Origin of the sequence: Rubrivivax gelatinosus, from assembly GCF_004340905.1 — a bacterium.
GTDB classification, from domain to species: Bacteria; Pseudomonadota; Gammaproteobacteria; order Burkholderiales; family Burkholderiaceae_C; genus Rubrivivax; species Rubrivivax gelatinosus.
Map to the genome: position 1 here is coordinate 137,575 of NZ_SLXD01000009.1, position 20,578 is coordinate 158,152.

Annotated in this window: 17 protein-coding genes and 1 tRNA gene; 8 read left to right on the top strand and 10 right to left on the bottom strand. The window is 75.5% G+C overall.

The features are described from left to right. Positions 1-20 precede the first annotated feature (20 nt). The 6 genes from EV684_RS14940 to EV684_RS14965 all read left to right on the top strand — a co-directional run bounded on the left by EV684_RS14940 (position 21) and on the right by EV684_RS14965 (position 6,593). A tRNA-His gene (locus tag EV684_RS14940) sits at positions 21-96 on the top strand. A gap of 160 nt (positions 97-256) precedes the next feature. Further along, on the top strand, positions 257-1,234 hold the full coding sequence (locus EV684_RS14945) for a hypothetical protein (RefSeq protein ID WP_132648085.1): 978 nt from the start codon (positions 257-259) through the stop codon (positions 1,232-1,234). Positions 1,235-1,287: 53 nt separating this feature from the next. Next, positions 1,288-1,833, top strand: a complete 546-nt coding sequence (locus EV684_RS14950) for a sigma-70 family RNA polymerase sigma factor (RefSeq protein ID WP_132648086.1) — start codon at positions 1,288-1,290, stop codon at positions 1,831-1,833. Next, positions 1,830-2,828, top strand: coding sequence for a FecR domain-containing protein (locus EV684_RS14955; protein WP_132648087.1), 999 nt, complete (start codon positions 1,830-1,832; stop codon positions 2,826-2,828). The genes EV684_RS14950 and EV684_RS14955 overlap by 4 nt, the downstream gene beginning before the upstream one ends. A 64-nt stretch (positions 2,829-2,892) precedes the next feature. Then, positions 2,893-5,355: a TonB-dependent siderophore receptor gene (locus tag EV684_RS14960; protein WP_132648088.1), complete on the top strand. Its 2,463-nt coding sequence runs from the start codon at positions 2,893-2,895 to the stop codon at positions 5,353-5,355. Between the two features lie 2 nt (positions 5,356-5,357). Then, positions 5,358-6,593 (top strand): PepSY-associated TM helix domain-containing protein, encoded by a 1,236-nt coding sequence (locus EV684_RS14965; RefSeq protein WP_132648089.1) that lies wholly within the window; start codon positions 5,358-5,360, stop codon positions 6,591-6,593. 30 nt (positions 6,594-6,623) lie between these two features. Here the strand turns inward: EV684_RS14965 and EV684_RS14970 are convergent, their stop codons facing one another. Further along, complete coding sequence (locus EV684_RS14970) at positions 6,624-7,163, bottom strand: outer membrane beta-barrel protein (protein WP_132648090.1); 540 nt, start codon at positions 7,161-7,163, stop codon at positions 6,624-6,626. Between the two features lie 131 nt (positions 7,164-7,294). Continuing rightward, positions 7,295-9,832 carry an ATP-binding protein gene (locus tag EV684_RS14975; RefSeq protein WP_132648091.1) on the bottom strand — a complete coding sequence of 846 codons (2,538 nt, stop codon included), beginning with the start codon at positions 9,830-9,832 and terminating at the stop codon, positions 7,295-7,297. A 14-nt stretch (positions 9,833-9,846) separates the two neighbouring features. Between EV684_RS14975 and EV684_RS14980 the strand changes: the two genes are divergently transcribed. Then, the gene (locus EV684_RS14980; protein ID WP_132648092.1) at positions 9,847-10,602 is read left to right on the top strand and encodes a response regulator; all 756 of its coding nucleotides are present in this window, start codon (positions 9,847-9,849) and stop codon (positions 10,600-10,602) included. On the opposite strand, the gene EV684_RS14985 is transcribed toward EV684_RS14980, so the two are convergent. From EV684_RS14985 to EV684_RS14995, 3 genes are all read right to left on the bottom strand, one after another. After that, a complete protein-coding gene (locus tag EV684_RS14985; protein WP_132648093.1) occupies positions 10,566-11,090 on the bottom strand; it encodes a hypothetical protein in 525 nt (174 codons plus the stop codon). The two genes, EV684_RS14980 and EV684_RS14985, sit on opposite strands and share 37 nt — an antisense overlap. A gap of 135 nt (positions 11,091-11,225) precedes the next feature. After that, on the bottom strand, positions 11,226-11,804 hold the full coding sequence (locus EV684_RS14990) for an iron transporter (RefSeq protein ID WP_132648094.1): 579 nt from the start codon (positions 11,802-11,804) through the stop codon (positions 11,226-11,228). A 17-nt stretch (positions 11,805-11,821) separates the two neighbouring features. Next, positions 11,822-13,228, bottom strand: coding sequence for a 4Fe-4S binding protein (locus EV684_RS14995; protein WP_132648095.1), 1,407 nt, complete (start codon positions 13,226-13,228; stop codon positions 11,822-11,824). A gap of 111 nt (positions 13,229-13,339) precedes the next feature. On the opposite strand from EV684_RS14995, the gene EV684_RS15000 reads away from it, so the two are divergent. Beyond that, a complete protein-coding gene (locus tag EV684_RS15000) occupies positions 13,340-13,798 on the top strand; it encodes a transcriptional repressor (protein WP_132648096.1) in 459 nt (152 codons plus the stop codon). Positions 13,799-13,803: 5 nt separating this feature from the next. Here EV684_RS15000 and EV684_RS15005 read toward each other — a convergent pair whose 3' ends face one another. The 5 genes from EV684_RS15005 to EV684_RS15025 are packed head-to-tail and all read right to left on the bottom strand — an operon-like array spanning position 13,804 to position 20,516. Next, the gene (locus EV684_RS15005) at positions 13,804-15,000 is read right to left on the bottom strand and encodes an FTR1 family iron permease (protein WP_200222303.1); all 1,197 of its coding nucleotides are present in this window, start codon (positions 14,998-15,000) and stop codon (positions 13,804-13,806) included. 59 nt (positions 15,001-15,059) lie between these two features. After that, complete coding sequence (locus EV684_RS15010) at positions 15,060-17,189, bottom strand: transglutaminase family protein (protein WP_165908500.1); 2,130 nt, start codon at positions 17,187-17,189, stop codon at positions 15,060-15,062. Continuing rightward, positions 17,186-18,091, bottom strand: coding sequence for a DUF58 domain-containing protein (locus tag EV684_RS15015; RefSeq protein ID WP_132648099.1), 906 nt, complete (start codon positions 18,089-18,091; stop codon positions 17,186-17,188). Before EV684_RS15015 ends, EV684_RS15010 begins: the two co-directional genes overlap by 4 nt. Then, on the bottom strand, positions 18,088-19,020 hold the full coding sequence (locus tag EV684_RS15020) for an AAA family ATPase (RefSeq protein WP_132648100.1): 933 nt from the start codon (positions 19,018-19,020) through the stop codon (positions 18,088-18,090). The genes EV684_RS15015 and EV684_RS15020 overlap by 4 nt, the downstream gene beginning before the upstream one ends. Next, on the bottom strand, positions 19,020-20,516 hold the full coding sequence (locus EV684_RS15025) for a di-heme oxidoreductase family protein (RefSeq protein WP_132648101.1): 1,497 nt from the start codon (positions 20,514-20,516) through the stop codon (positions 19,020-19,022). Before EV684_RS15025 ends, EV684_RS15020 begins: the two co-directional genes overlap by 1 nt. Positions 20,517-20,578: the final 62 nt, after the last annotated feature.

Sequence of the window (20,578 nt, forward strand, 5' to 3'; positions counted from 1 at the left end):
ACTCTCGTTTCTTTGCTGCGGTGGCTGTAGCTCAGTTGGTAGAGTCCCAGATTGTGATTCTGGTCGTCGTGGGTTCGAGTCCCATCAGCCACCCCACCGAATAAGCGGCAACGCACCAAGTGCCTGATTTCCTTAGGAATCAGGCACTTTTTCTTTGGGGCTGCGCCGCGGGGCGGACGGTCTCCCGTCGACTGACGACGGTGCGCAGCCGCCGCCGCGAGGCGGCGGCTAGCATGCGGGCCAAGCGCCGCATCCGATGTTCAACAGAACCGCCGTCGCACTCTCGCTGGTCGCCGGCCTCGTGGTGGCCGCCGTGGTGTTCATGACAGGCCCCACGGCGGTGGAGCCTCCGCCGCCGGCCCGGCTCACGGCGGGGCCCCGAACGGAGCTCGAACCGGCGCCGCCGCCTGTCAGCCGGGCCCTGCTGCCGCGAGCCGAGTCGCCGCCGCAGCGCCGGGCCCAGCGCCTGCACACGGCCTCGCCCGAAGCCCTGTTCGCGCTCTACCGCGCCGGCCTCGAGGCCGACTCGGTCGAAACGAAGTTCATCGCCCGCGAGGCCGTGGGCTACTGCCTGCTCTCCGTACACGACCTCCTCCCCGAACTGCCGCAGGCCGACGCGCAGATCAAGGGCGAGGTGGAACTGGCCCGGACCCAGCTGCGCGACCGCTGCAAGCTCTTCTACGGCGAGTCGCCGCAGGCGCTGCAGGCCGCACTCCGGGCGCTGAACCAAGCCGTGTTCGGCCCCGACTCCCGTATCAGCACGGTGGCCCAGGGGCTGTCGCGGGACGCCGACGCCGCCGAGGCTGAACAGCTCCGGGCCGCCTTGTCGCGGACCTTGCAGCGCGATGGCGGCGACGCGCTGCTGTGGGCCCACGGGGGCCTGTCGAGCTGGCTGGAGTACCTGCAGCAACACCCGGAACAGGCTGCGGGCCTGGACGAGACCCTGAGGGAAGGCGCGACCCTGGGCGAGGCTGCGATCCTGGCCGGCTGCACGCTCGGCGGCCATTGCGGCCGCGGCACGCTGCTGCAGTTCATGATCTGCATGCAGACCGGCCGCTGCGGGGCGGTGGACGCGGCCATCGTCGCCGACGCGGCGGACGCGGCGGCTGCCGAGCGCATGCAGGCCCAGGCCGCGGTGATCGCCGAGGCGATCCGGTCCGGGCAGCTGTCGCGGCTGGGTTTGCGGCCGGGCCCGCGGGTGCCCGGCGTCGGGCCGGCGGCTGGGTTACGATAATGCGACGCATTATTATTTGACCTGTTCGGGCATCGGCCCGCTCCGAGCGCGCCATGCCCGCAGCCTCCCACGTCGCTCCCGCCTGCCTGTCCGAAGCTGATGCGTCACCGCCCACGCGGTCTCGGCTGGACGGCCTCTACGTCGACCACCACGGCTGGCTGCTGGCCTGGCTGCAGCGCAAGCTGGGCAACCAGCACGACGCCGCCGATCTGGCGCAGGACACCTTCGTGCGCATCCTCGCCGGGCGCGACCTGCAGGCCATCCAGCAGCCGCGTGCCTATCTCGCGACGGTGGCGCGCGGGCTGCTGGTCAACTGGTGCCAGCGCCAGGCGCTGGAGCGGGCCTACCTGCAGGCCTTGGCCGCGCTGCCCGAGCCGCAGGCGCCGTCGCCCGAGCAGCGGCTGCTGATCCTGCAGACGCTGCACCAGGTCGATGCGATGCTCGACACGCTGCCGGCGGCCGCCCGGCGGGCCTTTCTGCTGTCGCAGATCGAAGGGCTGGGCTACGACGAGATCGCCCGGCGGCTGGGCCTGTCGCTGTCGACGGTGAAGCGGCACATGAAGCTGGCCTTCGTGCACTGCCTGGCCCTGGTGGAATGAGCGTGAGCCGCCCGATCCCGGCCGAAACGCCGCCGGCCCAGATCCTCGACGAAGCCGCTGACTGGCTGGTGCGGCTGGCCTCGGGCGATGCCACCGACGCCGACCGCGCCGCCTGCGAGCGCTGGCGCCTGCAGAGCCCGCAGCACGCGTCGGCCTGGGCGCGGGCCGAGCGCTTGATGAGCACGCTCGGCGGCCTGCCGCCGGCGCTGGCGATGCCGGCGCTGGACCGCCGGGCGGGGCGCAGCCGCCGCGCCGCAATCGGCAGGCTGGCGGCGCTGATCGGCGCCGTGCCGGCCGGCTGGGCCGCCTGGCAGTGGTCTGAAGGCCCCGCGGGCTACCAGCTCGGCGCCGACCACCGTGCCGCCACCGGCGAGCAGCGCGAGCTGCTGCTGGCCGACGGCAGCCGCGTGACGCTGAACACCGCCAGCGCGATCGACGTGCGCTACGACACCGAACGCCGCCTGATCCAGCTGCACGCCGGCGAGATCCTCGTGCAGTCCGGTGCCGACCCGGCACCGCGCCCGCGGCCGCTGGTCGTGCGCACCGCGCACGGCACGATGCAGGCGCTGGGCACCCGCTTCACGGTGCGCCGTTTCGACGAGCGCACGCGTGTCGCGGTGCTCGACGGCGCGGTCCGTGTCGAGCCGGCCGCGTCGGCTGCGGGCGCGGCGCTGCTGCGGGCCGGCGAGCAGGCCGACTTCGGCCGCGACGCGCTGGGCGCCGTCTTCGCGGCCGACGAGACCCAGGCCGCCTGGACGCGCGGCCTGCTGCTGGCCGACCGCATGCGCCTGGCCGACCTGGCCGACGAGCTGCGGCGCTACCGCGGCGGTTTCGTGCACTGCGACCCGGCGGTCGCCGGGCTGCGTGTGTCGGGGGCCTATCCGGTGGGCTCGATGGCCGCCACCGAACGTGCGCTGGTGATGCTGGTGACGACCTATCCGGTGCAGGCCCTGAAGCGCCTGCGCGGCCGCTGGCTCAGTTTCGTGCCGCGATGACACTTTCCGCCGGCTCGGCTGGCAAGGGCGGTGAATCCTTCAACTCACCGCCAGGTTCCCCACAGTGCCCGTCCCCCAAGCTCACTCCGTCCGCCGCGGCGCCGCCTGCGGCCACGCGCTGAACCCGCTCGCACGCGCCCTGCAGTCGGCGCTTTTCGGCCTGGGCGTCCTCGCCGCGTCGGCGGCGCTGGCGCCGCCCGCGCGCGCCGCCGAGCCGGCGTCGCTGGACAGCGCCACGACCATGGCCTACCGCATCGACGCCGGCCCGCTGGGGCGCGCGCTGTCGGCCGCGGCGGTGACCGCCGGTCTCGCGCTGTCCTTCGACCCCGCGCTGACCGAAGGCCGCAGCGCGCCGCCGCTGGCCGGCCGCTTCACCGTGCGCCAGGCCTTCGAGACGCTGCTGGACGGCAGCGGCCTCGAACTCGTGCAGCGCGCGGACGGCAGCTTCACGCTGCGCCGCGTGGCCGCGCCGGCCGATCCCGCCACCGGCGCCGGCGCGACGCTGCCCGCGGTGCGGGCGCAGGCGACGGCCCTCGAAGGCAGCGCCGACAACGCCTACCGCCACCCGCGCGCGCCGGTCGGCGTGCTCGGCGACAGGAGCCTGAAGGACACGCCCTACAGCGTCGAGGTCTACTCGCGCGAGCTGATGGACAACCTGCAGGCGCGCTCGCTGTCCGACCTGACGAAGTTCGACGCCGCGGTCAGCCTGGGCAGCGACAACCTGGTGACCGAGAACAACACGCTGGCCATCCGCGGCATCAGCCCGGACTTCTACACCGGCCAGAAGATCGACGGCCGCAACGTGCGCGTGCGTGCCAGCGACCTGCCGCTGGAGCATTTCGACAGCGTGGAGGTGCTCAAGGGCGCCAGCGCCTTCCTCTACGGCTTCGGCGCGCCGGGCGGGGTGGTGAACTACCAGCTCAAGCGCCCGGGCGACGAGCCGGTGCGCCAGCTCAACGTCCAGGTGATGGACAGCGGCCTGGCGCTGCTGCACGGCGACCTGGGCGGCCGCTTCGGCGAGCGCGAGGCCTTCGGCTACCGCGTCAACCTCGTCGGCGAGACCGGCGACACCTACATCGACGGCGGCCGTTCCCGGCGCGACTCGGCCTCGGTGGCGCTGGACTGGCGCATCACGCCCGAGCTCGTCTGGCGCGTCGACGCGCTGGCCGCCGAGCACGTGCGGCGCGGCGGCTACTGGGCCCTGGCGCCCAACGCCGACGGCAGCGCGAACGACTGGACCGCGGCCGAGCCGCTGGACCCGATCGACGGCAGCAAGCGCCTGGCGCCCTCGTTCACCCGCTATGGCTCCAAGCACAAGACCTGGGGCACGGACCTCGCCTGGCAGCTCGCGCCGGACTGGTCGCTGTCGCTGTCGCATCGCGCCTCGGAGAACGGCCGCGAGTTCCTGGCCCCGGCGATCTTCGCCGACGTGCAGGGCGACTACTCGATGCGCTTCTGGAGCTATGCCAACCGCTTCGAGAGCCGCGACACCCAGGCCATGCTCGCGGGCCGCTGGCAGACCGGCGCGGTCCTGCACGAGCTGAGCCTGGGCCTGTCGCGCACCCGAACGCGCAGCCTGAACACCGGCGGCAGCGACGGCGGCGTCGTCGGCTCGGGCAACCTGGACGATCCGGTCGACTTCGACAACCCGTTCCCGCTGCACACCACGCACGACGCCGACACCGAGTACGACAAGGTGCACCAGCGCGAGCTCTTCGTGTCGGACACGCTGCACCTGGGCCCGGACTGGGACCTGATCGCCGGCCTGCGCCGGGGCACGCTGGACAACCGCTACAGCGGCTACGAACGCAGCGCCAACACGCCGTCGCTGGCCGCCGTCTACCGGCCGCTGCCGGGGCTGTCGGTCTACGCCAGCTACGTCGAGGCGCTGGAGGAAGGCTCGACGGCGCCGACGACCGCGGCCAACGCGCTCGAGGTCTTCCCGCCGATGCTCAGCAAGCAGCACGAAGTGGGCGTCAAGGCCGAGGGCGCGCAATGGTCGGCGACGGCGGCGCTGTTTCGGCTGCAGCGCGGCCTGAGCTACACCGATTCCGACAACGTCTACAGCCAGGACGGCGAGGCGCGCTACCAGGGCGTCGAGCTGGCGGCCAAGGCGCGCCTGGCGCGCCAGTGGCTGGTTTCGGCCAGCGCGATGTGGCTGGACGCCACCAGCCGCAAGACCACCGGCGGCGAGCTCGACGGCAAACGCATCCAGGGCGTCGCGCGCACCCAGCTGGGCGGCCTGGTCGAGTACCGCCTGGCCGCGATGCCGCTGACCTTGTCGGCCGGCGCGCGCTACACCGGCAAGCGGCCGCTGGACGCGGCCAACCAGTGGGATGTCGACGCCGTCACGCTGTTCGACGCCGGCCTGCGCTACGCGACGCGTTTCTCCGGCACGCCGGTGACGCTGCGCCTGAGCGTGGACAACCTGGCCGACAAGGCCTACTGGGTGATGCCGGCCGAGAGCAGCTACCTGATGCAGGGCGCGCCGCGCACCGTCAAGCTCGGCGCGCAGTTCGACTTCTGACGATGCGCCCGACGCTGGTCCGGCTGCACCGCTGGTTCGGCCTGGTGATCGCCGGCTTCCTCGTGATGGCCGGCCTCACCGGCAGCCTGCTGGCCTGGAACCACGAGCTGGAGGCCTGGCTCGCCCCGGAGCTGTTCGTCGCCCCCCCGGCCGGCCCGGGGCCGGCGCTGGACCCGCTCGAACTGCGCGCGCGCGTGCAGGCGGCGTATCCCGGCACCTTCGTGGCGCGCGCCCCACTGCAGGTCGAGCCCGGCCGCACGCTGGTCTTTCGCCTCTACGCGCTGCCGCCGCCCGGCGGCGGCAAGGCCCCCGGGCTGGCCGCCGACCAGGTCTTCGTCAACCCCTGGACCGGCCGCCTGCAGGGCGAGCGCCTCTGGGGCGACATCGGCCAGGGGCTGAAGAACCTGATGCCCTTCGTGCTGAGGCTGCACGACTCGCTGGCGCTGGACCTCGTCGGCCGCTACCTGATGGGCGCGGCCGCGCTGCTGTGGACGCTGGACTGCTTTGCCGGCGCCTGGCTGACGCTGCCGCCGCGCGCTTCGCGCGGCGGCGGGCCGTCGTGGCTGAGCCGCTGGCGCCCGGCCTGGGCCGTGCGCTGGCGCGCCGGGGCGCACAAGCTCAGCTTCGACCTGCACCGCGCCGGCGGCCTGTGGCCCTGGGCGATGCTGTTCGTGCTCGCCTGGAGCAGCGTCGCCTTCAACCTGCGCGAGGTCTACGAGCCGGTGATGCGCACGCTGTTCGTGCACCAGCTCGACGAGCGCCCGCAGCCCCTGGCGCGGCCGCTGCTGCGGCCCCCGGTGGACTGGGCGGCGGCGCGCGCCATCGGCCGTGCGCGTCTGGCCGAAACCGCCGCGGGCCGCGGTTTCGCCGTGCTCGGCGAGTACATGCTGATCTACGACCCGCGCATCGGCCGCTACAGCTACTACGCCCGCAGCAGCCTCGACGTCTCCGAGCGCTGGGGCATCACGCGCATCGACGTCGACGCCCGGACCGGCGAGATGACCGGGCGCTGGCTGCCCACCGCGGGCGCCGCCGGCGACACCGTGCGCACCTGGCTCATGACGCTGCACATGGCCGCCGTGGGGGGGCGGCCGATGCAGGTCTTCGTCAGCGTGCTGGGCCTGGTCATCGCCATGCTCGCCGTCACCGGCGTGCTGATCTGGCTGAAGAAACGCCGGGCGGCCGCGGCGCGCCGCCGGCTCGCCCGCCCGTCGCAGACCCCGTGCCCGGCGCGCTGAGCGCCGCCGGGCCCCGGGGCGTCACGGTCATCAGAACGCGAAGTTCGCGCCCAAGGTCGTCTGGCCGACGTAGGGCTTGGCGTCGAAGGCGTTCGTGAAGCGGTAGCGGTCGTAGCCCACGCGCAGCGAGGTCGTCCGGCTGAGGTCGTACTGCAGGCCGGCGCCGACCTTCAGCGCCGGGCTGTCGTCGCTGCCGTCGGAGGTCTTCAGGTGCGCCTGGGCGACGCCGACGCTGCCCAGCACCGACCACTTGGGCACGAACTCGTAGCTGGCGACGCCGTCCAGGAACACGCCCTGGGCCTTGGCCGTGCCGCCGGTGCCGTCGCTGTGCGAGCGGCCGAGGTTGAAGTAGCCGCCTTCGAGCGCGAGGTTCGGCGTCACGTGGTAGCCGCCGTAGAGCTTGGCGCCGGGGCCGGAGCCGCCGTCGCCGCCGCCGAAGCCGTTGATCTGGCTGCTGTAGTTCGGCGCGCTCAGCGCACCGCCGACGTACAGCCCTTCGGCGTGCGCGACGCCGCCGATGCCGGCCAGCAGGGACAGGGCGACGAGGGGCTTGGCGAAACGAGTGGACATCGTGGGTTCCTTCTTCGATTTCGCACCGGGGATCGATGCGATGGCTCCACTGTGCGAGCCGCGCTGCACGCCCACGTTGCGCCCCGCGCGGCCCGCGTTACGCCTGTAGCGGGCGGCGAAACGCAGCCGCTTCAGCCGCGCAGCGCGCGCGCCACCGCACGCGCCAGCTCGGCGCGTGTCAGCGGCTTGGCCAGCGTCACCACGATGCCCGAGCGCGCTGCGCGCTGCTCGAACTGTGGCCCGCCCCAGCCGCTGGCCAGCACCACCGGCAGCGCCGGGCGCAGCGTGTGCACCGCCGCGGCCAGCGCCGTGCCGCTCAGGCCGGGCATCACCTCGTCGGTCAGCAGCAGGGCGTAGCGGTCGGGCTCGGCCTCGAAGCGGCGCAAGGCCTCGGTGCTGGACTCGGTGCCGAAGGGCTCGTAGCCCAGACCGGCCAGCAGCTCGCAGGCCAGCTCGACCAGCGCCGGCTCGTCGTCGACGACGAGCACCGCCTCGCCGTCGCCCAGCGGCAGCGCCGGCGCCGGGCCGGGCGCGGCCTCGTCGCGCACCGGCTCGTCGCAACAGGGCAGGTAGAGCTCGAAGCGTGCGCCCTCGCCGGCGCGCGTGTGCAGCTCGATCGCGCCGCCAAGCTCGACGACGACGCCGTGCACCACCGCCAGGCCCAGGCCGGTGCCGCCCGCGGCGCCCGTGCCGCGTGTCGTGAAGAAGGGCTCGAACAGGTGCGGCAGCACCGCCTCCGGGATGCCGGTGCCCTGGTCCTCGACGGCCAGGCAGGCGTAGCGGCCCGGCGTCAGCCGGCCCTCGAAAAGCCGGCGTTCCTGCGCCAGCTCGACGGCCGACAGCGACACCGCCAGCGTGCCGCCCTCGGGCATCGCCTGCAGGCCGTTGGTGCACAGGTTCATCACCGCCTCGAAGACCGCCGTCGCGTCGCCGCGCACCACGGCCTCGGGCGCGCGCCGGCGGCATTCCAGCGTCGTGCCCGGCGGCCGCGACGAGGCCAGCAGCTTGAGCACCTCGTCGACCAGCGGCTGCAGCTTCAGCGGCAGGTGCTTGCGCGGCGCGCCGCGGCTGAAGGCGAGGATGCGCTCGACCAGGGTCTTGCCGCGCTGGCCGGCCTGCAGCACGCGCTCGACCGGGCGCGCGGCCGGCGAGCCCGGCGCCAGCGCGTCGCGCGCCAGCTCGCCGTAGCCGATGACCGAGGCCAGGATGTTGTTGAAGTCGTGCGCCACGCCGCCGGCCAGCGTGCCCAGCGCCTCCATGCGGCGCGCGCGGCCGAGTTCGTTCTCCAGCCTCTGGCGCTCGTCGCGGGCGCGCATCTCGTCGCTGACGTCGGTGGCGGTGCCGGCGAGCAGCACGCCGTCGGGGCCGGCCATCGCCAGGCCGCGCGTGCGCACGTGGCGCCAGCCGCCGTCGGGCGTGGCGACGCGGAACACGCGGTCGAACGGGCCCGAACGCCCTTCGGCGTGGTCGACGAAGGCCGCGCGCATCGGCTCGACGTCCTCGGGGTGCAGCAGCGCGGTGGCCACCGGCCCGTCGCGCACCTCGGCGTCGCGCGCCAGACCCAGCAGCTCCTTCATGCGCGGCGACAGGTAGGTTCGGCCGCTGGCCGGGTCCCATTCCCAGGCGCCTTCCTGCGCCGCCTGGAAGGCGCGCAGCGTGCGCGCCTGCTCGGCGGCCAGCGCGGCTTCGCTGGCCACGCGGCGCGCCTGCTCGCGTGCGTTGCGCAGGCCCAGCAGCAGCGTCACCAGCAGCGCCGAGCCGGCGAAGCCGCCGACCAGCCAGGCCTGGCGTGTCCACGGTGCCAGCGCCGCGGCGCGGTTGCGCGACACGACCAGCAGCAGCGGCGCACGCGCCAGCGCCTGCGCGGCGACCAGCCGCACCTCGCCGCCGGGCAGCTGCGCCTCGCGCGCCTGGCCGCGTGCCGGGTCGTCCCACAGGCCGTGCGCGGCGTCGTCCTGGGCCCAGGCGCGCGTGTTGTCGCCGGGACCGTCGGCGACGAGGCCCAGGTCGCGGCGGTAGATCGCCATGCGCGTGTCGGCCGACGGCGACAGGCGGGCGAAGTCGCGGTCCAGGAAGTCGGGCGCGGCCTGCAGCATGACGACGCCGCGAAAGCGGCCTTCGGCGTCGCGCCAGTCCATCGCCACGGTGATCGCCGGCGGCTCGTTGCGGCCGACGATGCGCGGCAGGCTCAGGTGCAGCGCGCCCGGCGTGCCCTCGCGTGCGGCGGTGAAGAACTCGTGCCCGCCGATGGCCTGCGGCGGCGGGCCGCCGGCGCGCGAGCTGGCGATCGTGTGCCCGTGGGCGTCGGTGAGCTCCAGCGCGCGGAACTGCGGCAGCCCGGCGACGTGGGCGCGCAGCAGCGCGTCGGCCGCCGGCGTGCCGGGGGCGAGCAGGCCGCTGCCGAGTTCGTCGCGTGTCGTGCCCAGGGCCGCCGCGGCGGCCTCCAGCGTGGCGTCGGCCTGCGCGGCCATCGCCCCGGCCAGCGAGCCCAGGTCACGCTGCTCGGCCTCGATGACCTGGCGGCGCGTGGTCCACAGCTGGCCCACGACCGCCAGCGCCACCACCAGCTCGATGGCCAGCAGCACGCGCAGCGTGCGGCTGCGCGCCAGTGCCCCGCGGGCGCCGGCGGGCTCGGAGGCTGGCGCTACAGTGTCGGCCGTTGGTTCCACCGCCCGAGTCTGTCATGTCCGTCGAAGTCGCCGAGTCGCCGCTGCCCGCACCGCACGTGCTGGTGGTCGACGACGACCCCGCGATCCGCGAGCTGCTGCAGGAGTACCTGGGCGACAACGAGCTGCGTGTCACCGCCGTCGAGAGCGGCGCGCGCATGATGGCCGTCTTCGAGGAGCAGGCCATCGACCTCGTCGTGCTCGACCTGCGCCTGCCCGGCGAGGGCGGCATGCAGCTGGTGCGCCGGCTGCGCGAACGCGCCACGCTGCCCATCGTGCTGCTCACCGGCAAGGCCGAGGAGGCCGACCGCGTGATGGGGCTGGAGCTCGGCGCCGACGACTACGTCACCAAGCCCTTCAGCCCGCGTGAGCTGCTGGCGCGCATCCGCGCCCAGCTGCGCCGCAGCGCGCTGGCGGCGCAGGCCGCGGCGCCGGCGCGCGAGGAGCGCCGCCGCGCCTTCCGCTTCGCCGGCTGGGAGCTCAACCTGCGCACGCGCCGGCTGATCTCGCCCGACGGCGCCCAGGTCGAGCTGAGCAACCACGAGTTCAACCTGCTGGCCGCGTTCTGCGGCGCGCCGCAGCGTGTGCTCAGCCGCGACCAGCTGCTGGCGATGTCGCGCCTGAACGGCGCCGAGGTCTACGACCGCACGGTCGACGTGCAGGTGCTGCGCCTGCGCCGCAAGCTCGAGGCCGATCCCTTCCATCCGGCGCTGATCGTCACCGAGCGCGGCGCGGGCTACCGCTTCGACACGCCGGTCGAGACGCTGGTCTGACGCGCCAGGCGCATCAGCGCCCAGGCGAACAGGCCGCCGCCGGCGACGGCCAGCAGCAGGCTCCAGACCAGCCCGGGGTCGGCGCCGCCGGCCGGCGCGGGCGCGCGGCCGCTGTCCAGACGCTGCAGTTCCTGGTCCAGCGCCCGTACCGAGTCGGCGGGTGCGAACGGCAGCCCCGGCGCGAGGCGCCGCGCGGCAGCGAGTTCGTCGCGCGCCGGCCCGAACAGGCCCTGCTGCGCCAGCACCTGGGCCTCGGCGTAGTGCGCTCGTGCGTCCTGCGGATGCACGCGCAGTTCGCCGTCGAGCCAGCGGCGCGCCTCGTCGAGGTGGCCCGACTGAACGAGGCCGGCGACCGGTGCCGGCAGCGGCGAGGCCGGCGCCGCGGCCACCGCGACCTGCAGCACCACGGCGCAGACGACGGCCAGCACGGTGGCCGGCAGGCAGACAGTGCGCCGGCGTTCGGGCGCGGGGCGGGTGACGGTGGCCATGGCTCCTCCGGGTCGCGGCGGGCCGGCGGCGGCCCGGGCAGGAGCGTCACCTTGCGCGTCGCGATGCAAAGAACGATTGCGCGCCGCACCCGCGTCGATGACAACTGCAACCCGGGCCCGGCGCGGCCGGCCCGCTCAGTACCCGCCCGAGCCGCCGACGCCGGTCTTCTTGCCCGGGCCCAGGTAGTCGAACTCCCACTCCACCTCGAGCGGCTCCCACCAGGGCTGCACGCCCGTCTGGCGCCCGGTCTGACGGCGCACCAGGCTGGCCGGCGGCGGCTCGATGCGGAAGCTGGCGCGGTAGCGGCCGTAGCCGTTGAAACGCACGTTGGCGCCGTAGTTCGGGCCGTACGAGGCGATCGTCGGCGGCAGCACGCCTTCATGGCTCCAGCGCCCGTCGGCCGACTGCAGCCGGTAGCGCACCGTCAGGTAGGGCACCCAGGAGAACTTCTGGAAGCCCTGGCGGTTGGAGCGCTGGGCGTGCACGTTGAGCTGCAGGTAGGCGTCGGCGCCGCCCGGGTCGGGCTGGTCGGGGTCGACCGCCAGCGGGTGCAGGTACTCGGCGCGGATCGTCATGCCGTGCCGCCAGAGCTCCTCGCCCAGCGGCACCTGCACCGCCTCGGCCGGCAGCCAGGCCAGCGCCAGGGTGACCAGCGCCCAATGGAAACGGCGCGGCGCGGCGGTCGCGGCGTCGGGCGTGCAAGTCTGGGTCATCGTCCACTCTCCATGATTCAAAGGCCGAAGATCGCCGCCCACCACGACAGGCCGACGGCGCCGATGCCTGCCATCGACGGCAGCAGCGGCCGCCAGCGCGAGCGCGCCGGCACGCCCTGCAGCGCCAGGATGCGGTTGCCCAGGTGCAGGCTCCAGGCCACCGCGATCACGAACAGCGCCTGCTTGGCCTGCGCCGGGGCGTCGTCGCCCAGCGCCGCCAGCGGCTCGAAGAGCCTGGAGCCCAGGCCGATGACGAGCGACACCAGCGCCACCGGCATCGTCAGGTAGCCCAGCTCGACGAAACGCTGGCGCAGCGTGCCGTCGCCGCCGGCCTGTCCGGCCAGCCAGGCGCTGGCGACCGTGGCCAGCGCCAGCGCCGCCGCGGTGGCGGCGGCCCAGAACAGCATGTAGCCGGCGATCATGCCGACGTCCAGCCAGCTGAAGACCTCGCCGCGCTGCGGGTGCGAGCTCGCGATCCAAGCCGGCGCGGCCTCGCCGATCCAGTGCCAGCCCAGGCCCAGCAGCGCGACGCCGACGTCGGCGCGCAGCGTCTGGTACGACGGCAGCATCAGCCAGAGGAAGCCGCCGAGCGCGGTGCCGGTGGCGATGAAGAAGAACCAGACCTCGGTGGCGTCGGGCGCGTGCTCGCGGATGCGTTCGACCTCCCGCCCCGGGCGGCGCAGCCGCAGCCGCTCGCCGCCCTGGCTCTGCGGATGCACGCAGCGGAAACACTCGATGCAGTGGCGCGAGGCCTGCTTGCGCGCGATGTCGATCATCGTCGGGCACAGGCCGACCTCGGCATAGCGTTCGCCGCCGGGCACCGGGCGCTTGGGCTCGAACTGCACCGCGCCCAGGCGCGAGAACACGCCCAGCAGCAGCCCGATCGGGCAGGCGTGGCGGCACCACGGGCGCTTGGCGCGCGCCCAGATCGCGCCGAACAGCACCGCCAGCGCCATCGTGCCGCCGAAGACCAGGGCCACGGCCTCGGGATGCTCGCGCACGCCCAGCGTCTGGCCGAGGATGGTGACGACGACGAAGCTCACCACCGGCACGCCCGACCAGCGCAGCCAGCGCGGCACCGGCCGCTGCAGGCCCACGCGGCTGGCCCACTCCGAGGCCGCGCCCATCGGGCAGAACAGGCCGCACCAGCTGCGCCCGGTCAGCACCACCGACAGCAGCACGAGCGGGAACCACAGCCCCCACATCGCGTAGTTGGCGGCCAGCGCCAGGTGCGTCGTCGCGTCGTCGTCCAGCGTCGGCTCGGGCAGCCAGGCGGGCACGAAGACGAAGGCCACGAACACCAGGCACATCGCCAGCTGCAGCCAGACGAAGCGTTCGCGATGGCGCACGAAGAAGGCTTCCACGCGCGCCGTCGCCGGCGGCGGCTCGACGGCGATGGGCACGACACGGCGGGGTGTTGCCATCGGCTATCTCCTGTTAATGAGAATGACTTGCGTTGATGGAAAGCAAGCGCGCCGCGGCGCCGTGCGGTCATCGTGGCGGCCCCGGCCCGAGGCCTTATGCGACCTGCCCCCATGGATGCCCGCGAACGAGACTCCCGCGACCCGGCGCTGTCGGCCACCGGCCTGCGCCTGACCCAGCCGCGGCTGCGCATCCTGGAAATCTTCCGGGACAGCCCGGTGCGCCATCTCAGCGCCGAAGACGTGCACCGGCGCGCGCTCGAGCTCGGCCTGGACATCGGCCTGCCCACCGTCTACCGCGTGCTCGGCCAGTTCGAGCAGGCGCGGCTGCTGCTGCGCAGCCAGCTCGAGGGCCTGCGCGCGGTCTACGAACTCAACCCGGGGGACCACCACGACCATCTGGTGTGCGTGCGCTGCGGCCGGGTCGAGGAGTTCGCCGACGCGCAGATCGAGGCCCGCCAGGAGGCGGTTGCGCGCCAGCGTGGTTTCGAGCTGCAGCACCACCGGCTGGCGCTGTTCGGCCTGTGCGCCGATTGCGCGCGCCTGCCGCGCGAGGGCGGCCCGCAGGACTGAGTGCCTCACGGCGCGCCCTCCGTCGCCGCCGAGCGCCGGCGGCGCGCGGCCCGGGCCGACAGGCCCAGCACCGCGGCCAGCAGCGCGGCCTGCGCGCCCAGGCCCTGGGCGCTGGGGTAGACGCCCAGCCAGCCGATCGTCGGCGCGGCCGGCCAGGGCGTGGTCGGCAGCCAGCCGGCGAGCTGCAGCTCGAGCACGCCCTGGCCGGCGAAGCTCAGCGCCAGCCCCAGCAGCAGCGCTGCCGAGACCGTGAAGAAGGCCGTGAACGGCAGGCGCAGCCCCAGGCGCGTCATCGCCCAGGCCGCGCCGGCCAGCACGAGCGCGGCGAGCGCGGCGCCGGCCCACAGCGCGCCGTCCTGGCCGGGCTGGGCGCGGGCGAGCGCCTGGTAGAACAGCAGCGTCTCGGCGCCTTCGCGGAACACGGCCAGAAAGGCCACGGCCGCACTCATCCACGGGGTCGAGTCGCGCGCGCCCCGCGCCAGCTGCGCACGCAGCCAGGCGTTCCAGCGTTCGGCGTCGCGGCGCGCCCAGAGCCAGGCGGCGACCTGGGCGATCAGCAGCGCGGCCACCAGCACCACCACGCCTTCGACGACACCGCGCCAGCGTCCGGCGGCGTCCAGCAGCACGCCCAGCACCCAGGCCAGCGCCGCGCTGCACAGCACGGCCGCGCCGACGCCGCCCCACAGCCAGGGCATGCGGTCGTGCTGGCCGGTGCGGCGCAGGAAGGCCGCGAGCGCGCCGACGACCAGCAGCGCCTCGGCGCCTTCGCGCAGCAGGATCAGCGCCGACTGGGCGAAGGCCGCGCCGGCGCCGCCGGCACCGGCCTCGGCCAGCCCGGCGCGCTGGGCCGCGAGTTCGGCGCGCAGCCGCTGCCAGGCGGCGTCGACGCCGGCGCGGGGCTGGCGTTCCAGGGCCGCCTGGATGACGTGCGCGAAGCCCAGCTCGATACGCTGCATCGCCGCGCGGTCGCGTGCGCCCAGCGCCAGCTCCAGGCCGCGGGCCTCGAAGACGTCGAAGTACAGGCGCGAGAACTCGGCCGCGGTGGTTTCGGCGCCGCGCGGCTCGCTGCGGTAGGCGGCGACGGCGGCGTCGCCCGCGGCCAGCAGTTCGTCGACCGCGGCGGCGGCGTCGTCGGCGCGCGCGGCCGGCAGTGCGGCCAGCAGCACCAGGCCGGCGAGCAGCGGCGCACGCAGACAGCGCAACAGCGGGCGCAACAGCCGGCGCGCTGCGCCGCACAGGGCAGGAAGGAGGCAGACGGTCATCATCGGACGGCGGCGCCTCGCGGGGCCGCGCTGGAGGTGCCGGCGAAGGCCAGCGGACGGAAGGCGGCCAGGCGCCGCGCGAGCGCCTGCCGGCGTGCGGCGCCATCCGGCGGCGGCGGCGCGTAGCGCAGCACGATCAGCTCGTCGACCAGCGCTGCCGCCGGTGCCGCCCAGGGCTGCGCCAGGGCGGCCAGCCGCGCGCGCAGCGACGACGGGCATTCGGCCGCCGCCGAGTCGACGCCGGCGTCGTGCAGCCGGGCGCGAAAACCGGCCCAGGCCGCCACCAGCGGGTCTTCGGCGCGCCGGCGGCGCCTGCGGCGCCAGCCGTACGCCGCCGCGGCGGCCAGGGCCAGCGCCGCCGCCAGGCGCAGCGCCAGCACCAGCAGGCCGCTGCCGCCCTGGGCCCCGGCTTCGACGAGCTGGCGCTGGCGCGGCGCGTCGTAGTGCAGCACCCAGTCGTCGAGCGCGGCCAGCCAGCGCTGCCAGGGCGCACGCGTGTCGGCCGCCGCCGGCGGCGGCGACGAGGCCGCGGCGGCCGCGGGGCGGGGCGGCAGCGCAGCCGCGGCGGCCTCGCGGCGTGCCGCCTCGCGCGGCGCGCGCACCGCCTGCGCCGCGTCGTAGCGGCTCCAGCCCCGGCCTGCCAGCCACACCTCGGCCCAGGCGTGGGCGTGCGACTGCTTGACCAGCACGTAGTTCGAGCTGCCCATCAGCCGCCCGCCGTGGTAGCCGCTGACCAGCCGCGCCGGCAGCCCGGCGGCGCGGGCCAGCACGACGAAGGCGCCGGCGAACTGGTCGCTGCCGCCGGCGCGGCGCTCGAACACGAAGCGGTCGTAGGCGCCGGGGCCGCGGGCGCCGGCCTCGCGCGGCTCGAAGCGGAAACCGCCTTCGCTGAACAGCGCCAGCGCCGCCGCGGCGCGTGCCGCCGGCTCGGCGTGGCGCGCGGCCAGCTCGCGCCCCAGCGCCTGCAGCCGCGGTGCGGCCTGCGGCGGCAGCGCCAGCAGCGCCGCCTGCTCCCCTGGCGCCAGGCCGGCGGCGTCGACGCTGGCGTCCAGCCAGGCCTCGGCGGCGTAGTGGGTCTCGTCGTTCACCGGCGTCATCGACAGCAACTGGCCGTCGCGCGTCAGGTAGGACTCGGCGGGCAGGCGCCCGGGATGGTCCAGCGCGTACAGCCACGGGCCGCCGTGGCCGGCCACGCGCAGCGTGTAGCCCAGCGCCTGGCCGCGCGGGCGCAGCTGCGCGCGCCAGTCGGCCGAGCGCCGGTAGCCCTCGGCCATGCGCGCGCGCCGCGACGCCCAGCTCGGCGGCGGCGTCCAGCGCTGGCCGTCGTAACGCGTGAAGACCGGCCCGCGCCAGTACAGCGCGGCCGCCGGCGGCACCCAGGCGTCGAAACGTGCGACCAGCGCCGTGCCGCTGTCCAGGCCGTCGCCGGCCAGGGCGCCGGGCTCCAGGCTGTCGCGCGCGCCCAGCCCGGGCCCGCTGCGCGGCGCCTGCACCGCGATCGGCAGCCCGAGCGCGAGGCCGAAGTCCCACAGCGGGCCGGGCACGCGCGGCGTGAGCACGAACAGCAGTGCCGCCGGCGGCAGCGCCAGCGTCAGCAGCCCGGCGGCACGCCGTGCCGGCCGGTCCGCGCCCTGCAGCGCGATCAGCGCCGCGGCGAGCGCGAAGGCGTAGCCGACGAGCAGCGCCAGGCTGAGCAGCGCGACCTGCTGCAGCGCGCCCAGCGCGGCCAGCACGCCGGCGGCCAGCAGCAGCACGACGCGGTCGCGGCGGTGGCCGCGGGCGTCGGCCTCCAGCCACTTCAGCGCCAGCACCAGCGCGAAGAAGGCGAGCACGGCCGCGGCGCTGCCCCAGCGCGGGGCGAAACCCAGCGCCCAGGCGCCGAGCACGGCCGCGGCCAGCGGCAGCAGCACGCGCGTGCCGATGGCCCAGCCGCGCCGCACGGCCAGCGCCTTGAAGGCCAGCAGCGCCGCCAGCAGCGCCGTCGTCCAGGCCGGCACGACCAGCGCCGCCGGCGCGATGCCCAGCGCCAGCGCCAGCCCCACCCAGGGCGCAGCGCGGCGCACGGCGGCGTGTTCCTCGGCCGTCGGCGGCGGCCGCTGCCGCCCGGCGGTGATGGCCGCCGCGATCACGCCGCCTCCTGCGGGAACAGCGCCAGCGCCGCGAGCGCCGCGCGCAGCGCCGCCGCGTCGCCCGGCCAGGCCGAGGCGAGACGCTGCCCCGGCAACTGCAGCACCCAGTCGCGGCCGTCGGCGTGCGCGTCGATCAGCCGCCGCGTCAGCCGCACCAGGCGCTGCTCGGTGCTGCCGGGCGTGTGCTCCCACTGCAGCAGCAGCGCGGCGCGGCCGCCGGCGCCGCCGAAGACCTTGACCTGCGGCGCCATCGCACGCGCCAGCGCCTTCCAGGCGATGCGGCGCGCCGAGTCGCCGGCCGCGAAGGGGCGCAGACCGGCGAAGTCGTTGGCCTCCTCGGCCCGCGGCGCGCTGCGTTCGGCGCCGCCGCCGGCAGGGCCTTCGAGCGCCGGGTAGACCAGCAGCTCGGCACGCAGCGCGCAGTCGCGCTCGGCGCGCACCAGGCCCAGCGGGTAGTCGCAGGCCAGGCGCAGCGCCGCAGCGCGCTGCCAGCCGCGCCGCGGCGCGGGCCAGTCCAGCCATTGCAGGCAGGCCGGCTCGGCCGGCAGCTGCCAGGGCGGCGCGAACACGGCCGGCCCCGGCCCGGGCAGTGCGGCGCGCACCGCGGCACGCGCGCGCGGCCGGCCCTCGGCGCGCAGCGTCAGCGCCAGCCGCGCCGTCTGCCCGGCATGCACCGGCGCCGCCCCGGCGGCCTGGGCCTGCAGGCCGGCGATCTGCCTCGCCGCCTGCCAGGCGCCGACGCCCTGCATCGCCAGCAGCAGGAAGGCGAGCGCGTACAGCAGGTTGTTGGCCTCGTTGACCGCCATCAGCAGCAGCGCCAGCACCAGCGCCAGCACGCCCCAGCCGAGCGCGGTCGGGCGCAGGCGCAGCGCGCCGCCGGCTGCTCGCGCCTGGAGTCTCATGCCGTCTCCACCTCGCCGAGCAGCCGTTCGAGCACGGCACGCGTGTCGCCGCCGTCGACGCAGGCCACGCGGTGGGCCGTCACCGGCAGCCACACCGCCTGCAGGTCGGCCGGCAGCACGTGCGGGCGCCCGTCCAGGAAGGCCCAGGCGCGTGCGGCGGCCAGCAGCGCCAGCCCGGCGCGCGGCGACAGGCCGCAGCGCAGCGTGCCGGCCGAGCGCGTGGCCGCCAGCAGCCGCCACAGGTACTCCAGCAGTGCCGGCGCCGCATGCACCGCGGCCGCACGCTGCTGCAGCGCGCGCAGCGCGCCGGCGTCCAGCCGCGGAGCAGTGCGTTCGAGCAGTTCGCGCCGGTCCTCGCCGGCGAGCAGCGCGAGTTCGGCCTCGCGTCCCGGGTAGCCCAGGTCCAGCCGCATCAGGAAACGGTCGAGCTGGGCCTCGGGCAGCGGGTGCGCGCCCTGGTTGTCCAGCGGGTTCTGCGTCGCGACGACGAAGAACACCGGCGCCAGCCGGTGCGTGCGCCCGTCGACCGTGACCTGGCGCTCCTCCATCGCCTCCAGCAGCGCGCTCTGCGTCTTCGGCGAGCTGCGGTTGACCTCGTCGGCCAGCAGCAGCTCCGCGAACACCGGGCCGGGCACGAAACGGAACTCGCCGCGTTCGCGCTCCCAGACCGAGGCGCCGGTGATGTCCGCCGGCAGCAGGTCGCTGGTGAACTGCACGCGCCGGAAGTCCAGCCCGAGCACGCGGGCGATCGCCTGCGCGAGCACGGTCTTGCCCAGGCCGGGGACGTCCTCGATCAGGAGGTGGCCGCGCGCGAGCACGCAGGCCAGCGCCAGGCGCAGGCGCCGGCGCTGGTCGAGCACGACCTGCTCGAGGTCGCCCAGCGCGTGCTGCAGCACGGCCGTGTCGGCGGCGGACGGTTCAGGACTCATCACAAGGTCTCCAGGAAACGGATCAGGGCCTGGCGCTCGTCGTGCGTCAGGTTCATGAAGCGGCGGCGCGCGGGTTCGGCCTCGCCGCCGTGCCAGAGCACGGCCTCCTCGAGCGAGCGCGCGCGCTGGTCGTGCAGGAAGCGCTGGTAGCCCTGGCTGCGTGCGCTCAGGCCGATGCCCCACAGCGGCGCGGTGCGCCACTCGGCGGCGCCGGCCACGCCGTCGGGCCGGCCGGCCAGGCCCGGGCCCATGTCGTGCAGCAGCAAGTCGGTGTAGGGGCGGATGCGCTGGCCGCGCAGGCGCGCGATCGGGTGCCCGCCGCCGGTGACCATCTCCGGCACGTGGCAGGCGCTGCAGCGGATCTGCGCGAACAGCCGCTCGCCCTGCAGCGCGAGCGCGTCGTCCAGGCCGCGGCGCGCCGGCACCGCGAGCCAGCGCAGGTAGTCGGTCAGCGCCTGCAGCTGGGCCTCGGACAGCTCGGGCTCGGCCTCGGTGCCGCCGTGCGGCGCGGCCAGGCAGTCGTGCTGGTGCGCCAGGCAGGACGGGCGCGGGTGCACCGGGCTGGTCAGGCCCATGTCGTCGAAGGCCGCGCCGGCGGCCTGGGCCCGCAGGCTGGGCTGGTTGGCCTTGAGCGAGAAGCGCCCGAGCACACGCTCGCCGGTCTCGGGGTCGGCCACCCATTGCGCGCGGCCGGACACGCCGTCCGGGTCGCGCCGGCCCTCGGGGTCTTCACGCGCGAGGATGTCGCGTGCGTCCAGCGCCTCGAGCAGGCCGCCGCCGTGCACCGGCGGGGCGCTGCGGATCTCCAGCAGCGCGTCAGGCGGCAGCGCTCCGTAGGCCAGCTCCTCGAGCACGATGCGCGGCCGGCGCAGCCGGTAGGGCTGGCCGTCGGGGTAGCGGCCCGGCTCCTCCTGCCATTCGACGCGCGGCCTGGCCTCGGGGCGCACGCCGGCCACCGCCTTGTCGCGCAGCTGGCTGGCGTAGCCGGGCGCGGCCTGCCAGCCGCCGCGGCCGTCGGGCACCGAGGCGCGCACGAACAGGCCCTGCAGCGCGCCGCCCTCGTGCGGGCGCGGCGGGCGGCCGTCGCGCAAGTGGCAGGCCGAGCAGGCGTCGGCGTTGTACAGCGGGCCCAGCCCCGTGCGTCGCTGTCCCGGGCCATCCTTGACCTGCGAGGCGCTGAGGCCGTCGCCGGGCACGAAGCGTTTGTCGAACAGGCCGTCGCCTTCCTCGAAGCGCTCGGCCCAGCGCCAGGGCAGGTTGTCGGCGGCCTGGCCGAAAGGCTCGAAGCCGGCGTGAAAACTCGTCAGGTCGCCGCCGGACAGCGCGCGCGGGTCGGCCGCGGCGTGCTGCGCCATCGGCTCGTCGCCCCAGCCGGCACGCCAGGCGTACTGCGTCGACCAGACACTCCAGCCGAGCGCGCCCAGGCTGGCGGCCAGCAGCGCGCCGGTGAACCGGCGCCATCGGGGCGCGTGGCCTGCGCCCGGGCTTGAACTCATCTCGAAACACCTGCGGCGCGCACGCCTTCACCACGAAGGCCGGCGGCCGATGTCGTCTGAGG

Coding starts and splice junctions, on each gene's coding strand:
- EV684_RS14945 (WP_132648085.1), top strand. CDS start 257: ATGTTCAACAGAACCGCCGTCGCACTCTCGCTGGTCGCCGGCCTCGTG.
- EV684_RS14950 (WP_132648086.1), top strand. CDS start 1,288: ATGCCCGCAGCCTCCCACGTCGCTCCCGCCTGCCTGTCCGAAGCTGAT.
- EV684_RS14955 (WP_132648087.1), top strand. CDS start 1,830: ATGAGCGTGAGCCGCCCGATCCCGGCCGAAACGCCGCCGGCCCAGATC.
- EV684_RS14965 (WP_132648089.1), top strand. CDS start 5,358: ATGCGCCCGACGCTGGTCCGGCTGCACCGCTGGTTCGGCCTGGTGATC.
- EV684_RS14970 (WP_132648090.1), bottom strand. CDS start 7,163: ATGTCCACTCGTTTCGCCAAGCCCCTCGTCGCCCTGTCCCTGCTGGCC.
- EV684_RS14980 (WP_132648092.1), top strand. CDS start 9,847: ATGTCCGTCGAAGTCGCCGAGTCGCCGCTGCCCGCACCGCACGTGCTG.
- EV684_RS14985 (WP_132648093.1), bottom strand. CDS start 11,090: ATGGCCACCGTCACCCGCCCCGCGCCCGAACGCCGGCGCACTGTCTGC.
- EV684_RS14990 (WP_132648094.1), bottom strand. CDS start 11,804: ATGACCCAGACTTGCACGCCCGACGCCGCGACCGCCGCGCCGCGCCGT.
- EV684_RS14995 (WP_132648095.1), bottom strand. CDS start 13,228: ATGGCAACACCCCGCCGTGTCGTGCCCATCGCCGTCGAGCCGCCGCCG.
- EV684_RS15000 (WP_132648096.1), top strand. CDS start 13,340: ATGGATGCCCGCGAACGAGACTCCCGCGACCCGGCGCTGTCGGCCACC.
- EV684_RS15015 (WP_132648099.1), bottom strand. CDS start 18,091: ATGAGACTCCAGGCGCGAGCAGCCGGCGGCGCGCTGCGCCTGCGCCCG.
- EV684_RS15020 (WP_132648100.1), bottom strand. CDS start 19,020: ATGAGTCCTGAACCGTCCGCCGCCGACACGGCCGTGCTGCAGCACGCG.
- EV684_RS15025 (WP_132648101.1), bottom strand. CDS start 20,516: ATGAGTTCAAGCCCGGGCGCAGGCCACGCGCCCCGATGGCGCCGGTTC.